General features: G+C 66.7%; 12 protein-coding genes. 1 reads left to right on the forward strand and 11 read right to left on the reverse strand.

Features of this window, described 5'->3' with window-relative positions; genetic code table 11:
- The first annotated feature begins 154 nt into the window (after nucleotides 1–154).
- Entirely contained in the window at nucleotides 155–3,412 is a 3,258-nt protein-coding gene (locus HND55_01520; protein QKK03944.1) for a glycosyl hydrolase, read from the forward strand.
- Here the strand turns inward: HND55_01520 and HND55_01525 are convergent.
- From HND55_01525 to HND55_01575, 11 genes are all read right to left on the reverse strand, one after another.
- Nucleotides 3,398–4,024 carry a nucleotidyltransferase family protein gene (locus HND55_01525; GenBank protein ID QKK01442.1) on the reverse strand — a complete coding sequence of 209 codons (627 nt, stop codon included), beginning with the start codon at nucleotides 4,022–4,024 and terminating at the stop codon, nucleotides 3,398–3,400. The two genes, HND55_01520 and HND55_01525, sit on opposite strands and share 15 nt — an antisense overlap.
- 451 nt (nucleotides 4,025–4,475) lie before the next feature.
- Entirely contained in the window at nucleotides 4,476–5,540 is a 1,065-nt protein-coding gene (locus HND55_01530) for an XdhC family protein (protein QKK01443.1), read from the reverse strand.
- Nucleotides 5,540–5,986, reverse strand: a complete 447-nt coding sequence (locus tag HND55_01535; GenBank protein ID QKK01444.1) for an acyl-CoA thioesterase — start codon at nucleotides 5,984–5,986, stop codon at nucleotides 5,540–5,542. Before HND55_01535 ends, HND55_01530 begins: the two co-directional genes overlap by 1 nt.
- Nucleotides 5,983–6,948: a 2-oxoacid:ferredoxin oxidoreductase subunit beta gene (locus tag HND55_01540; GenBank protein QKK01445.1), complete on the reverse strand. Its 966-nt coding sequence runs from the start codon at nucleotides 6,946–6,948 to the stop codon at nucleotides 5,983–5,985. The genes HND55_01535 and HND55_01540 overlap by 4 nt, the downstream gene beginning before the upstream one ends.
- Nucleotides 6,945–8,834 (reverse strand): 2-oxoacid:acceptor oxidoreductase subunit alpha, encoded by a 1,890-nt coding sequence (locus tag HND55_01545; GenBank protein ID QKK01446.1) that lies wholly within the window; start codon nucleotides 8,832–8,834, stop codon nucleotides 6,945–6,947. The genes HND55_01540 and HND55_01545 overlap by 4 nt, the downstream gene beginning before the upstream one ends.
- Before the next feature lie 14 nt (nucleotides 8,835–8,848).
- Nucleotides 8,849–9,139, reverse strand: coding sequence for a YfhL family 4Fe-4S dicluster ferredoxin (locus HND55_01550; GenBank protein ID QKK01447.1), 291 nt, complete (start codon nucleotides 9,137–9,139; stop codon nucleotides 8,849–8,851).
- Nucleotides 9,117–10,019 carry a hypothetical protein gene (locus HND55_01555; protein QKK01448.1) on the reverse strand — a complete coding sequence of 301 codons (903 nt, stop codon included), beginning with the start codon at nucleotides 10,017–10,019 and terminating at the stop codon, nucleotides 9,117–9,119. Before HND55_01555 ends, HND55_01550 begins: the two co-directional genes overlap by 23 nt.
- Nucleotides 10,016–11,218, reverse strand: a complete 1,203-nt coding sequence (locus tag HND55_01560; GenBank protein QKK01449.1) for a 2-hydroxyacyl-CoA dehydratase — start codon at nucleotides 11,216–11,218, stop codon at nucleotides 10,016–10,018. Before HND55_01560 ends, HND55_01555 begins: the two co-directional genes overlap by 4 nt.
- Nucleotides 11,215–12,345, reverse strand: coding sequence for a thiolase family protein (locus HND55_01565; GenBank protein ID QKK03945.1), 1,131 nt, complete (start codon nucleotides 12,343–12,345; stop codon nucleotides 11,215–11,217). Before HND55_01565 ends, HND55_01560 begins: the two co-directional genes overlap by 4 nt.
- Before the next feature lie 38 nt (nucleotides 12,346–12,383).
- Complete coding sequence (locus HND55_01570; protein QKK01450.1) at nucleotides 12,384–13,142, reverse strand: SDR family oxidoreductase; 759 nt, start codon at nucleotides 13,140–13,142, stop codon at nucleotides 12,384–12,386.
- Nucleotides 13,136–14,398, reverse strand: a complete 1,263-nt coding sequence (locus HND55_01575; protein ID QKK01451.1) for a thiolase family protein — start codon at nucleotides 14,396–14,398, stop codon at nucleotides 13,136–13,138. Before HND55_01575 ends, HND55_01570 begins: the two co-directional genes overlap by 7 nt.
- Between the last annotated feature and the right edge of the window lie 4 nt (nucleotides 14,399–14,402).

The following is a 14,402-nucleotide window of genomic DNA, read 5'->3' on the forward strand; positions in this document are numbered from 1 at the left end:
CCTGTTGGCCGGGCAGCGGTTTCTGCTACAGTTGCGTGCGACGCGAGCCGCAGCTGTTGCCAACCGGCTTGTTCGCGGCTGCCCCCTTCCGACTGGAGATCTGGCAATGATTCGATGCTGCCCCCCCAATCTGCCGGCCGTGCTGGTCGGACTCATGCTGCTGATCGGTGTCCCTGCCCCGGCACAAGACGACAACAGCAAAGATCCGCTGGAAACGGCGCTCAAAGGCCTGGAGTTGCGCAGCATTGGTCCGGCGTTTATGTCCGGCCGGATCGCTGATATCGTGATCCATCCGGAGAATCACAACATCTGGTATGTGGGCGTCGGTTCCGGCGGCGTCTGGAAGACGGTCAACTCCGGCACGACCTGGCAGCCGATCTTCGACGGGCAGGGCTCGTATTCGATCGGCGCGCTGGCGCAGGATCAATCCAATCCGAACACAGTCTGGGTCGGCACCGGGGAGAACGTCGGTGGCCGGCACGTTGGCTATGGGGACGGCGTCTACGTCAGCCGTGACAGCGGCGCGAGCTGGAAGAATGTCGGGCTCAAGGCGTCCGAGCATATTGGCAAGATCGTCATTCATCCGCAGGATCCCGACACCGTCTGGGTCGCCGCCGAGGGTCCGCTGTGGCGTTCCGGGGGCGAACGTGGTCTGTACAAGACCACCGATGGTGGCAAGACCTGGACGCGCACGCTGGTCGGTGATGAGGGTGACGATGTCTGGACCGGCGTGACCGACATCGAGATCGATCCGCGCGACCCCGATCTGCTCTATGCGGCGACCTGGCAACGCCATCGCACCGTGGCGGCCTACGTCGGCGGCGGCCCGAACTCTGGCATTCACCGCTCCACCGACGGCGGCGAGACCTGGACCGAGCTGACCCAAGGCCTGCCCAGCGCCAGCCCGAACAGCAACCTCGGCAAGATCGGCCTGGCCATCTCGCCGCAGGATCCGGACGTGCTGTACGCGGCCATCGAACTGAATCAGCGCGAAGGCGGCGTTTGGCGCTCGTCCGACCGCGGCGCATCATGGAAAAAGATGTCGGACAAGATCGCCGGTGGTACCGGCCCGCACTACTACCAGGAACTCTACGCCAGCCCGCACCAGTTCGACCGCATCTACTTCATGGACGTGCGCGCGGCGGTTTCCGACGACGGCGGAAAGAACTGGACCTCGATCGCCTCGGAGGCCAAGCATGTCGACAATCATGCGCTGGCCTTTCGCCCAGACGACCCGCACTACCTGCTGATCGGCACTGATGGTGGGTTGTATGAAACATTCGATCACGCCAACACCTGGCGCTACATCGCCAATCTGCCGGTGACCCAGTACTACAAGGTTGCCGTCGACGATGCCGAGCCGTTCTACACCATCTACGGCGGCACCCAGGACAACAATACCCAGGGTGGTCCGTCACGCACCGACAACGTCTCGGGCATTCGCAATTCGGACTGGTTCGTCGTGCTGTTCGGTGACGGTCACCAGCCGGCGACCGAGCCGGGCAACCCGGACATCGTCTACGCCCACTGGCAGCAGGGCAATCTGGTGCGGCATGACCGGACCACCGGCGAAATCGTCTATATCCAGCCGCAGGTCGGCCAGGGCGAAGCGCCCAACCGCTTCAACTGGGACGCGCCGATTCTTGTCAGTCCGCACGACCCGAAGCGTCTCTATCACGCCTCGCAGCGGGTCTGGCGGTCCGATGACCGGGGTGATTCCTGGACCAGGATTTCGGGTGATCTGACGCGCGACCAGAACCGCTTCGAAATCGAGCACATGGGCAGAACCTGGGGCTGGGATACGCCCTGGGACACCTTCGCCATGTCGAATTTCAACACCGTCACCTCGCTGGCCGAATCGCCCATCGTCGAGGGGCTGCTCTACGCCGGTACCGATGACGGGTTGATCCAGGTGTCGGAAAACGGTGGCGAAAGCTGGCGTCGGATCGAGGTCGGCGACCTGCCGGGCGTGCCAGACACCGCGTTCGTCAACGACATCAAGGCCGACCTGTTCGACGCCGACACCGTGTATATCGCGCTCGACAACCACAAGTACGGCGACTACAAGCCGTATTTGCTCAAGAGCACCAATCGGGGACGGCGCTGGACCTCGATCACCGGCGGTCTTCCGGACCGCCACCTGGTCTGGCGTGTGGTGCAGGATCACGTCAGACGGGGCCTGATGTTCGCCGGCACGGAGTTCGGTCTGTTCGTGACTCTGAACGGTGGCGGCGACTGGCACAAGCTGACTGGCAACGCACCGACCATCTCCTTCCGTGATGTGGTTATCCAGCGCCGCGAGAATGATCTGGTCGGCGCCACTTTCGGCCGCGGCTTCTGGATCCTTGACGATTACAGCGTGCTGCGCGAGATCGAGACCGATACCTTGCAGGCCGAGGCCAAACTGTTCGCGATCCGCGATGCCTGGTGGTACATGCCGCGCACGCCGCTGGGCAATAACGCGCGCGGTTCGCAAGGTCATGCCTTGTACCTGGCCGAGAACCCGCCATTCGGTGCGGTGTTCACCTACCACCTGGCCGAAGGGTACAAAAGCCTCAAAGAGCAGCGCCAGGAGCGGGAAAAGCCGCTGGTCGAGGCGCGCGATAACGTGCCGTTCCCGAATTGGGAGCGGATCGAGGCCGAGCGCCGCCAGCCCGATCCGGCAGTGATCCTGACGGTGCGCGACGGCTCAGGCCAGGTCGTGCGTCGCCTGAAAGGCCCAGCCGCCAGAGGCATGCATCGGGTGGCCTGGGATCTGAAGATGCCGGCACCGAACGCCATCGGTGATTCCGGCGGATTTGGCGAGCCCAAGGGCTTCATGGTCGCCCCCGGCACCTACACGGTGGAGCTGGCCAAGCGCATCGACGGCGACGTGACTGCGCTGGCCGGCCCGCGCGCATTCCAGGTTGTACGCATGCGCGAGGGCGCGCTGCCGGGCGCCGAACCGGCCGAGACGGTCGCATTCTGGAAGCGGCTGTCGGACATGCAGCGGAAGGTGTCGGCCGCCAACCAGGTCATTGACCAGGCGCGAGGCCGGCTGGACGCGATGGCCGAGGCCCTGGAACGCAGCACGGCCGAGGCCGGAACCCTGGACGCTGAGCTGCATGCTGTCTCGCAGCGCCTGCATCAGATTGCCGAACAGCTTCGTGGCAAGCCATCGCTGCAAGCGCTCAATGTCCCCAGGGGGCCGACGATTGGCCAGCGATTGTTTGTGGCGATGATCGGAACCGGTCGTTCGACCTATGGTCCGACGCCGACCCACGAGATGAGCCTGGACATCGCCGAGCGGGAGTTCGTGTCGGTCGGTGGGGAAATCGAAGAGTTGATAGGGCAGCGAATTCCCGAACTGGAGCGGTCCCTTTCGCAGGCCGGCGCGCCGTGGACGCCCGGCGCACCCTTACCGCTGGAGTGATGGATCGGGATCGAGATCGAAAGCCCAGTCCTCGGGGCTGTCCAGATCGAAGGCGGCAGTGGGCATCGTGACCCGGATCAGGCGGCGGTGGTGCGCGATCAGCACCGAGCGCGCGCCGCAATCGCCGCGGATTCGCTTGACTTCGTCAAAAAGCGCCCGTGGCAGGATCGCGGGCACACCAAAGGTCTCGTCATAGGCGGCGGCAACCGGCCGGCCGGGTTGCCGGCGCCAGGCATCGCGCAGTCGCGCCAGATCAAGCGCCGTGATGCGAAACTGATCCGGCAGCAGGATCAGGACCGCCGGGCAGTCGCCGGCCAACTGCTCCATGCCGGCAATCAGTGAGCCACTCATTCCCGTGGCCCAGTTTTCATGTTCATGCACCTGCACCCCGGTGATGCCATCCAGTACCGGTCGAATTCGCTCTCGTTGGGCGCCCAGCACCACATGAACCCGATCAGGCCCGAGGGTGAGGGCAATTCGCACAGCCCGCCGCAGCAGCGGTTCGCCGCCCAGGGTAACCAGTTGCTTGGGGTGGCCGAGACGGCTCGAGGCACCCGCGGCCGGAATCAGGACGTCGAGATTCGGGAGATTCGATGCTGTGTTCCGGGACATATCGCGCCTGACGGCGTTCCTAGCCCGCATTATTCATGAATCGCCGCGATGATTGCGCAGGGGATTGTTCGCACAGCGGATTTTCCGACCGAGCAGAATACCAGGCTGTATTTCCGAAGGAGGAAAATCCGCTGTGCGGACAAGGCGCAAGCAAGGGCGCGAGTGAATTCATGAGTAATGCGGGCTAGTGGGCCATGCGGCTAATGAGGTAACACTCAGAGCCACTGTGCTGTGTGCGAATCAAGGCGCGTTTCGCAGGGAATGGTTGTTCCCTTTCCAAGAAACGCAACGCCGAGTCGCGCCAGCACAGTGGCTCCCGAAGGGCCGCCGCACAAGCGCTGTGGGCTGCGTTCCGCTCGCTTGAATTGGCGATGGCCAGTCCTGCGCTCGCGCGCCTTGCCCACAACGCTTGTGCGACGGCTGAGTGTTACCTCATTAGCCGCATGGCCCACTAGGAAGACAATGGCCGGCCATCGCGGTCATTGAGCATGGCATGGGCTTCGGCCAGGATCGACAGGGCGATGGTTTCCGGCAGTTCAGCGCCGAGATCCAGGCCCGCCGGACCATGAATGCGCCGGTGATGCGTTTCAGGGATGTCCTCGAGCACGCGTTCGCGTCGGGCCGCCGGCCCGAGCAGGCCGATGTAGGCGACCGGGTGTTCGGCCACGCGGGCGATCCAGGCGCGGTCGTGCTCCAGATGATGGCTCATGATGACGACGGCATCGGCACGGGCAAGCAGGCCGGAATCATCGATCTGGTCCGGTCGCAACCGATTCGCCCGGCAAGCCGTCTTGTTGAGCAGCTGCTCGATATAGGCGGGTCGATGATCGGCCACGTCAACATCCCAGCCAATGGCTTGAGCCAGCCGGACCAGTGGCACGGCGTCAGGACCTGCACCCAGCACCAGCAGCCGCCGCGGCGGATCGATCGGCACCAGCAGCAGTCTGGCTCTGCCCTGCGGCGTATCCAGTTCGATCTCGACAGCCCGATCCGGCCGGTTTGTCGGCAGGGCAGCCGAAAGTCGCTTGGCTTCCAAAGACTGCGGCACGCCGAACCATTGACCCGATCCATCGGCCAGCATCAGGCTGCCGGCCTGCCAGTCGGCGAGGTCGGACTGAAACACCTGCAAGAGCATGGCGCGCTGACGCCGGGCGTGCACATGGCACAGGCGGGTGAATACCGGGTCGTTGGCGTCAATGCGGGTCAGCAGCACGCGCACCAGGCCCTGACAGCCCAGCCCGAGCCCCCAGGGCGGCTCTTCGCCCGACAGCATGTCGTAGGTGATCAGGCTCGGTTGTCCGGTGGCCAGTACGCTGGTGGCATGCTCGGCCAGGTCACCTTCCAGGCAGCCGCCGCTGAGCAGGCCATGCGTGAGGCCGGAGGATTCGATCAGCATCATCGCCCCCGGCTTGCGATAGGTCGAGCCGCGCGTTTCGACAACGCTGGCAAGCACGATCTGATCTGCCGGCGCCAGGCGCTCGAATGTCCGCTGCAGCTCGCCCAGGCCCAGATCCATCACGGGTTTTGAGCGTCGTGCCGGCGACAGGTCGCGAGATAGGAGTCCAGCCGCCTTTGCAGGAGTGGCGTGAGCGGCTGCGGCCGGCCCAGCCCAAGCTCGATGGCGACCAGCACGGAGCGGGCCCGCAGTCTCGGCTTGTCGCCGATATGGCCGTCGAAACGCAGTGTGAACGAAGTCCGGCCAATCCGTTCGAGCACCAGATCCAGTTCCAGCACTTCGCCGAGGCGGCAGGGACGCAGGAAATCGCACTCGGTATGCGCGGTGGGAAAACCGATGCCCTGCTCGAGAATGAGTTCGGCGTAGTTCATCTGCAGGCAGCGGTTGAACCATTCCTCAACGGCGGCCTGGAACATCTCGAAAAAACGCGGGAAGAACACGTAGCCGGCCGGGTCGGTATGGGTGAAGCGCACCGGGCTGCGATGGACATAGACGCGGTCGGTCATTGCGCAGTTGTCTCGCCGTAGACCGGCGCCTGCACCTGGCGGAAGATGCCCAGCGCGCAAGGCAGTTCGGGCGGGCTCATCAGGGCCAGCTGCTGGGCCAGGCCCGGATCGGTCGAGGCGGGGTCGTGGATGAGGGCGCTGCCCGGCAGCGGGTCGTCTGCGGCCAGGGCCCTGGAGACGATGCGCCCGCTGTCGGTGGTCAGCACCCTGCGCGTCTGGTCGCCGTAGACCATGGGCTGGCCTGCGGCCAGCCGCACCGAATGCTCGTTGCGGCTGTGCTTGCCGACGATGCCGTCATAGGCGCCGTCATTGAAGGTCACGCAGTTGAACATCACCTCGACGAAGGACACGCCGCGATGTGCATTGGCCGCGGCAAAGACCTGCTGCATCATGGCCGGATCGGTGTCGGGTACGCGCGCGACGAAGGTCGCGCCGGCGGCCAGCGCCAGGTTGACCGGGTTGACCGGCGTGTCCCGCACGCCGTAGGGCGTGGAGCGCGTCTTCTGCCCGAGCGGACTGGTCGGCGAGGCCTGCCCCTTGGTCAGGCCGTAGATCTGGTTGTTGAGCAACAGCAAGTTGATATCCGGGTTGCGCCGAAGCAGATGCAGGGTGTGGTTACCGCCGATGGCCAGCGCATCGCCGTCGCCGCAGATCAGCCACACCGACAGCTCCGGATTGGCCAGCTTGATGCCCATGCCGACAGTCGGCGCGCGGCCGTGAATGGTGTGAAAGCCGAAGTTGCTGGTGTAGTAGGGCAGGCGCGATGAGCAGCCGATGCCCGAGACGGTCACCAGGTTTTCGCGCGGCAGACCCTGCTCGGCGTAGGCCGCGGTCAGCGCCTTGAGCACGGCAAAGCAGCCGCAGCCGGGGCACCAGCGTGGCTGGACTTCGCTCAGGAAATGCAGGCGGTCGGCGCGCTGTTCTGAAGCCGGACGCTCTGGCGCCGTATCGATCGTATTCATGCGATGGGACCTCCCTTGAGAAGGGATTCGGCATAGGCCGTTATTTCGGACACCCGGAACGTCGTGCCTTGGATCTTGTTGAGCGGCTTGACGTCGATCAGGTACTCGCTGCGCAAACGCTGCCGGAGCTGCCCCAGGTTGTTTTCGACCACCACGATCTGGCCATGCTGACGCAACAGTTCACCGAGATCCTCGGGCAACGGGTTGAGCTGGCGCAGGCACAGCCCGGCGACGGCATGGCCGTCCCGGGTCAGGCGGTCGACCGCCTCGTAGATGGCGCCACCGGTCGAGCCCCAGCCGACCAGCAGCAGGCCGGCAGCGGGGTCGCCGTAAGGCTCGAGCTCAGGGTAGCCGCGGGCGACGCGGGCGATCTTGTCGGCGCGCAGCCGCACCATGGCCTCGTGGTTGGCCGCCTCGTAGCTGACCGCCCCGGACTCGCCGCCCTTTTCCAGCCCGCCGGTGACGTGCTCGAAACCGGCCATGCCCGGCACCGCCCAGGGGCGGGTCAGGGTTTCGGGGTCGCGCTGGTAGGGCTTGAAGCCTTCGGCCGACTGCGGGCGCGTTACGGTCATTTCCGGCAGCTCCTCGAGCCCGGGCTCGCACCACAGCTCGGCGCCGCTGGCCAGCGACAGGTCGGAGAGCACGATCACCGGCGTCATGTACGCAAGCGCAATGCGCGCGGCTTCAACGGCAGTATCGAAACAGTCCTGCGGCGATGCTGCCGCCAGCACCGGCAGCGGGGATTCGCCGTGGCGGCCATAGAGCGCCTGCCACAGATCGGCCTGCTCGGTCTTGGTCGGAATGCCGGTTGACGGGCCGGCGCGCTGGACGTTGATGACCACCAGCGGCAGCTCGGCAATCACGGCCAGGTCGATGAATTCGGCCATCAGCGCCAGACCGGGCCCGGAGGTGCTGGTCACGCCCAGCGCGCCGGCGAAACTCGCGCCGATGGCCGCACCGATCGCCGCAATCTCGTCTTCGGCCTGGAAGACGCGCACGTCGCTGCTGCGCTCGAGGCTCAGGGTCTGCATGATCTCGGTCGCCGGGGTGATCGGGTAGCCGCCGAGAAACAGCGAGACGCCGGCTCGGCGGGCCGCCTGGATCAGCCCGCGCGACAGAGCGGTATTGCCGTTGACGAAGCGGTAGACGCCGCTCCGCGCCAGGCGCCGATCCTCACGAACCTTCAGCGGACTGACGAAATGCTCGGTGGTCTCGCCGTAGTTCCAGCCGGCCCGGAACGCGCGAAGGTTGGCCGCGGCCAGCTCCGGCTGCTGGCCGAACCGTTGTTCGATCCAGTCCTCGACAGGCCCGGTCGGGCGCGGAAACAGCCAGCAGATCAGGCCCAGGGCAAAGAAGTTCTTGGATCGGTCCTTTTCCTTGTTGCCGAGCTTCAGGTCCTTGAGTGCCGTGCGCGTGAGCTTGGCAATCGGCACCGGAAAGACGCGCCACTGATTGAGGCTGCCGTCGTCGAGCGGACTGCGCCCGTAGCCGGCGCGCTTGAGTGCGGCGCCTCTGAAGGCGGTCTCGTTGACGATGATGATGCCGTTGGGCCGGACCTGGTCGAGGTTGATCTTCAGGGCGGCCGGGTTCATCGCCACCAGCAGGTCGACGACGTCACCGGCGGTGCGCACGTGCTCGCCGCCGGTTCGGAGCTGGAAGCCCGATACCCCGCCCAGACTGCCGGCTGGCGAGCGGATCTCGGGCGGGAAATCGGCCAGAGTGCGCACCGCCTCGCCGGCCTCGCCCGACAGGCGGGCGAACTGAACACCGGCCAGCTGGATGCCGTCGCCGGAATCACCGGCGAACTTGATGGTGATGTCGTTGAAGACCTGGGGCCGGGTCTGCTCCGGATCGGGCAACTTGACGGCCGGTGCGCTCGGGTCCATGGGGCGGCCTGCCGTCAGTGCGCCGAGAAATGCGACGGCACGTCGCCGGAGAAGTCTTCATCCGGGTTGAGGCGCCTGGCGCGCTCGAGCAGGGTCTGTTCGCTCTCGACCCGGTCGGGGTTGGTCTCGCAGCACTCCATCGGGCAGACCTCGGCGCACTGCGGCTCGTCGAAAAAGCCGACGCACTCGGTGCAAAGCTCGGGGTCGATGACGTAGACCTGCGCGCCGGCGCTGATCGCCTCGTTGGGGCATTCCATGACGCAGGCGTCGCACAGGTTGCAGTCAGTGGTGATGTGATAGGCCATGGTCTTGCGTCTCCTTCATTGCGTGGACGGCCGCCCCGAGCGCGCCGCAAAACTGGGCGTTGGGGGCCATGATCGTTTCGATCTGGTCGAAACGCTCGGCAAACAGCGGGACGAGAATCTCGTGGTGCTCGAGCACGCCGCCGGAAAAGACCAGCGTGTCGGTGTCGATGGCGGTCATCTCGAGCACGCGCTTGACCACCGAGCGGTAGAGCGCCTGGATCAGGTTCTCGACGCGCTCGCCGTGCATCAGCAGCTTGATCACTTCCTGGCCGGAGAACACCGTGCAGTAGCTGTTGAGGGTCAGGTCGCTGTCGTGCTTTCGTGCCAGCCCGGGCAACCGGTCCATCGGCACTTCCAGGCGATGGGCCAGTTCCTCGATGTAGGCGCCGGTGCCGGCCGCGCACTTGCGGTTGATGGCGAACTGGTCAACCCGTTCGGGGGTGGAGCGGATGACCTTGGAGTCCTGCCCGCCGATATCGATGATCGTGTAGTCGCGATCGAGCTCAAGCTGGTGCTGCACGCCGAGAAAATGCGCCTTGATCTCGGTCAGGCTGCCGTGCACGCCCTTGATGTGGTTGCGCCCGTAGCCGGTGGCGTAGATGACGTGGCCGGCGCGTGCGGCCAACTCCGTGCCTTCATCGGGCGTGACCGCGCGCTGCTCTTCGGCCAGCGGGGAAAGCGCCTCGGCGCTGCCCGACAGCGCCCGGTGCACGTGCTCGACGAGCGGGAACAGGGTGCGACCCTTGCGCAGTTCGAGAATCCGGCCGGTCGAATCGATGGCCGCGATCTTGATCTCGGCGCTGCCGCAGTCCACGCCCCAGAATACCGGTTCGGTGCCGGGTTCCGGGGTGGGTCGGACCTGCACGGTATGACGGGTCATAGCGTTTCCAGGAAAGCCTCGACCAGCGTCGTGCTCTGCTCGTCGGAGAAGCAGCGCAGGTCGTTGAGGTCGCCGTCGACGACGATGCCGGGGATGCCCTTGTTCTTCAGTCGCTGCGGCAGGTTGTAGTGACTGTTGGTGTTGTTCGGGCAGGTGCGCGCGGCGTGATAGACGACCCCGTCGATGTCGAAGTCCCCGACCACGCGCTCGATGTAGCTTTCCTTGTAGCCGTCGTCGCGGTTGATGAAGATCTTCAGGTAGGCCTCGGCCATGCTCTCGAGCGGGCGATCGCCGTCGAAGTCGGAAAAAATCCAGCTGTTGCAGTAGGTCGAGGCGACAACCGCTGCGTGCTGGCTGGCAAACAGTTCCGAGAGATGGCGCAGGCGGCCCCAGATCGGCATGCCCTCCCAGTACACGCGCAGGCGCTCGCCGGCCACGGCGCCTTCGCCGGCGGCAACCTTCGCTTTCAGTTCGGCGACCAGGCCGCGGTAGTAGTCGGTGGCCCGGCGGTCGCCGCGCAGCACCACGATCGGGCCCATGTAGATGGTCGAGTCGAAAAAGCTCATCGGCGCCGGCTTGGCCCGCGCCATGTTCAGCGCATCCGACCACAGGTCGGTGGCGGTGCGTGATTCGGCCACGGCAGCCTTCAGCGCCTGCTCATCGAGCGGCTCGCCGGTGATGGCCTCGAGTTGCTCGATCATCTTGCGGTACTGGATGACCACGTCGTCGATATGCTCGCGCTCGACCTCGGGCAGGTGGTTGGGCGGGTGGATGCCGATGACCGGCACCTTCCACTCGCGCGCGTACCAGTTGAACCAGTGCATCACGTCCTTGCACTGGTTGGTGCAGTAGACCAGCACGTCGGGTTTCGGCACCGACTCGATGCCGTAGGCCTTGGTCAGCGGGGTGATGCCCTTGATGCAGGCGCCGACATCCGAGGTCAGGTAGCTGCAGATCTCAGGCGAGTAGCCGCGCGCGTTGGCCACCGGAATGGTGTCGCCGGCGACTCTTGTAGCGCCGAGCATGGCGCCGTGGTTTTCCGGGAAGTAGACCTCGAAGCCCATCGCGCGCAGGACCTCGGCCGGTCCGACCGAGGTGCACCAGGCCACGCGCCGGCCGGGGTCCCTGGCCGCGGCGTCGAGGTCTAGGAAATAGTCACGCATGACCTGCTTGATGTTCGGGGCGCTCGTTTCGGTCATGGTTCGATTCTCCGAATCAGGGTGGCCACGCCCTGGCCGTGGCCGACGCACAGGGCGGCGATGCCGAACTCGCCCCCATCGCGCGCCAGGCCGTGGGCCAGGGTGGTGATCAGCCGGGTGCCGGTCGCGCCCAGCGGATGGCCCAGGGCGATTGCCCCGCCGGACGGGTTGACCCGCGCCGGATCGAGGCCGAGCTCTCGAACATTGGACACGATCTGGGCGGCAAAGGCTTCGTTGATTTCGAAGCGGTCGATATCGGCCAGCGCCAGGCCGCTGCGCTCGAGCAGCCGTTCGATCGCCGGTACCGGCCCGCGCGCCATGGCCTGCGGCTCCAGGCCTATAGTGGCGTGAGCGAGCACCTCGGCGATGGGCTCGAGACCGTGGCGATCACAGGCCGCGGCCGAGGCCAGCATCGTCAGGCTGGCCCCGTCGCTCAAGGGCGAGGCGTTGCCGGCGGTGACCGTGCCGTTGTCGTCGAAGGCCGGCTTGAGCTCGCCCAGGACGTCGAGGCTGGCGCTGGCACGCGGGCCCTGGTCGCGCTCGATCGTGCGTTCGTCGACCACGACCGGCGCCAGTTCGGCGGCGTAATCGCCCCGCTCGGTCGCGGCGACCGCGCGGCGATGGCTTTCCAGCGCCCAGGTGTCCTGCTCGGCCCGATCAATGCCGTCGCGCCGGGCCAGCCACTCGGCGGCCAGGCCCATGTTCATGAACGGGAACTCGCCGCGCGAACCCAGTTGAGGATGGTGGTCAATGGCAGCGCCCATCGGCACATGGTGCATGTGCTCGACGCCGCCGGCCAGCAGCAGTTCATCGGCGCCGGCGGCGATGCGCACGGCGGCGGTGTTGAAGGCCTCGAGGCTGGAGGCGCACAGGCGGTTGAAGGTGACACCGGGCACGCTCTCGGGCAGGCCGGCAAGGAGCACGGCCAGTCGGGCAACGTTCTTGCCCTGCTCCAGGTGCTGGCCGACGCAGCCGATCAGCACATCGTCGATGGCGGTCGGGTCAGGCAGATCAGCCGCCATTTCACGAATCAGTCCGGCCAGCAGTTCGTCGGCGCGGATGGCTTTCAGCCAGCCCTTGTCGGCGTGGGCGCGACCGAACGGCGTGCGCCGCGCCGCGGCCAGCAAGACCTGCTGGCCGGCGGCGCTTGGGCGCAGCTTCACGGTCACAGCCCCAGAATCCCGCAGCTCTTGCCGCCGTCGACATGCAGCACCTGGCCGCTGATGAAGTCGGCGTCCGGCCCGGCCAGGAAGGCCACCGCGGCGGCAATGTCTTCGACCCGGCCCATCTGCCCGGTCGGCTGCCGGGCGATCAGCTTCTCGCGCGCCTGCTCGGGCATGGAGCGCACCATCGGCGTGTCGATCAGGCCCGGCGCGACGGCGTTGACGTTGATGGAAAAGCGCGCCAGCTCCAGCGCCAGGGTGCGGGTGAGGCTGACCACCCCGCCCTTGCTGGCGGCGTAGTTGGCCTGGCCGGGGTTGCCCAGCCAGGAACGCGAGGCGATGTTGACGATGCGCGCAGATTGGCTTTGCTTGAGCAGCCCCAGCGCGGCGCGACAGCAAAGAAAAGCGCCCTTGAGGTTGACCGCGATGACCTGGTCGAAGTCCTCGTCGCTGAGCTTGCCCAGCCAGCCGTCGCGGATGATGCCGGCGTTGTTGACCAGCACGTCCAGACCGCCGAAGCGCTCCTGGATGCGATTCATCATCTGTCGGACTTCGCCGCTGTCGGCGACGTCCACCGTGACCGCCAGCGCTTCGGCGCCCTTGTTCCGGATCTCTGTTGCCAGCGCGGCGGCTGCCTCGCCGTCGCGATCGGCCACGACGATGCGCGCGCCTTCTTCGGCCAGTCGCGCGGCGATGGCCGCGCCGATGCCGCGGCCGGCGCCGGTGACCAGCGCGGTGCGCTTGTCGAGCCGCCTCAGCATCGTTCCACCAGCAGGGCGACACCCTGGCCGCCGCCGACACAGGCCGAGGCGATCCCGAGGGTGGCGTCGTCGCGCACGAGCGTGCGCGAAAGCGTCAGCGCCAGGCGAACGCCGGTGGCGCCGAGCGGATGGCCGATGGCGATCGCGCCGCCGTTGACGTTGAGCCGGTCAGGGTCGATGCCGAGCTCGCGCTGCACCGCCAGGCACTGGGCGCCGAAGGCCTCGTTGATCTCGAAGCGCTCGATATCGGCGATCCCGGCCCCGGCCCGGTCGAGCAGGGCGCGAATCGCCGGCGCCGGGCCGATGCCCATATACGCCGGCTCGACGCCGACCGAGCAGTGCCCGCGCAGGCGCGCCAGGGGCTTAAGGCCGTGGGCGCGAACGAACTCGCCGGAGGCCACCATCATGGCAGCTGCGCCGTCGACGATGCCCGAGGCCGAACCGGCGGTGGTTGGGCCTTCTTTCGAGAACACTGGCTTGAGCTGGGCGAGCTTTTCGAGCGTGGTCTGGCGCGGGTGTTCATCCCGGCCCAGCCCGTCACGGCTCTTGCAGCGGAAGCGACGCGGTTCGAGACCGTCGAGGGCAAACTCGCCCTGGTCGGGCACGGCGGCCAGCTCCGCATCGAAAAAGCCGGCCTCTCGCGCCGCCGCGCAGCGCGCCTGGCTGGCCAGAGCGAAGGCGTCGACGTCGTCGCGCGACAGCCCATAGCGCTCGGCCAGGTTGTCGGCCGTGCGGCCCATCGGCACGGCGGCGGTGTCGTTGAGCGCCTCCCACAGCAAATCGACGTACTCGGGCCGGCCGAGCCCAAAGCCCTGGCGGGCGGAATAGGAGACCAGCGGGAAGCGGCTCATGGTGTCGGTGCCGGCACCCAGCACCAGGGAAGCCTTGCCCAGCGCGATCTGCTCGGCGGCCGTGCCCAGCACGTCCAGGCCGGAACCGCAGATGCGCTGGACCATCAGCGCCGCGCTCGTCTCGGGCGCCCCGGCATAGAGCGCGACATGGCGCGGCAGGAAAAACGAATCCGCGCTGGCCTGGCCGATATTGGCCACCACGGTCTGGTCGATGGAGCTGGCCTCGACTCCGGCCGCCTCGATGGCCGCGCGCGCGGCGTGGATGGCCAGGTCGGTGGGCGAGACGCTCGACAGGCTGCCGCAGTAGGCGCCAAACGGCGTGCGCCGGCCGTCGATCAGGTAGACATCCTCGAACAGGGCGCCGACGGCCCTGTCCTGATTAAATCCGGTGACGTTCGCCGACATGGTT

The sequence above is a fragment of the Pseudomonadota bacterium genome (assembly GCA_013285445.1).
GTDB lineage: Bacteria > Pseudomonadota > Gammaproteobacteria > Xanthomonadales > Wenzhouxiangellaceae > Wenzhouxiangella.

Bases quoted from the DNA above. Each gene is read 5' to 3' on its own strand.
- HND55_01520 (QKK03944.1), top strand. From the start codon at position 155: ATGCTGCTGATCGGTGTCCCTGCCCCGGCACAAGACGACAACAGCAAA.
- HND55_01525 (QKK01442.1), bottom strand. From the start codon at position 4,024: ATGTCCCGGAACACAGCATCGAATCTCCCGAATCTCGACGTCCTGATT.
- HND55_01530 (QKK01443.1), bottom strand. From the start codon at position 5,540: ATGGATCTGGGCCTGGGCGAGCTGCAGCGGACATTCGAGCGCCTGGCG.
- HND55_01535 (QKK01444.1), bottom strand. From the start codon at position 5,986: ATGACCGACCGCGTCTATGTCCATCGCAGCCCGGTGCGCTTCACCCAT.
- HND55_01540 (QKK01445.1), bottom strand. From the start codon at position 6,948: ATGAATACGATCGATACGGCGCCAGAGCGTCCGGCTTCAGAACAGCGC.
- HND55_01545 (QKK01446.1), bottom strand. From the start codon at position 8,834: ATGGACCCGAGCGCACCGGCCGTCAAGTTGCCCGATCCGGAGCAGACC.
- HND55_01550 (QKK01447.1), bottom strand. From the start codon at position 9,139: ATGGCCTATCACATCACCACTGACTGCAACCTGTGCGACGCCTGCGTC.
- HND55_01555 (QKK01448.1), bottom strand. From the start codon at position 10,019: ATGACCCGTCATACCGTGCAGGTCCGACCCACCCCGGAACCCGGCACC.
- HND55_01560 (QKK01449.1), bottom strand. From the start codon at position 11,218: ATGACCGAAACGAGCGCCCCGAACATCAAGCAGGTCATGCGTGACTAT.
- HND55_01570 (QKK01450.1), bottom strand. From the start codon at position 13,142: ATGCTGAGGCGGCTCGACAAGCGCACCGCGCTGGTCACCGGCGCCGGC.
- HND55_01575 (QKK01451.1), bottom strand. From the start codon at position 14,398: ATGTCGGCGAACGTCACCGGATTTAATCAGGACAGGGCCGTCGGCGCC.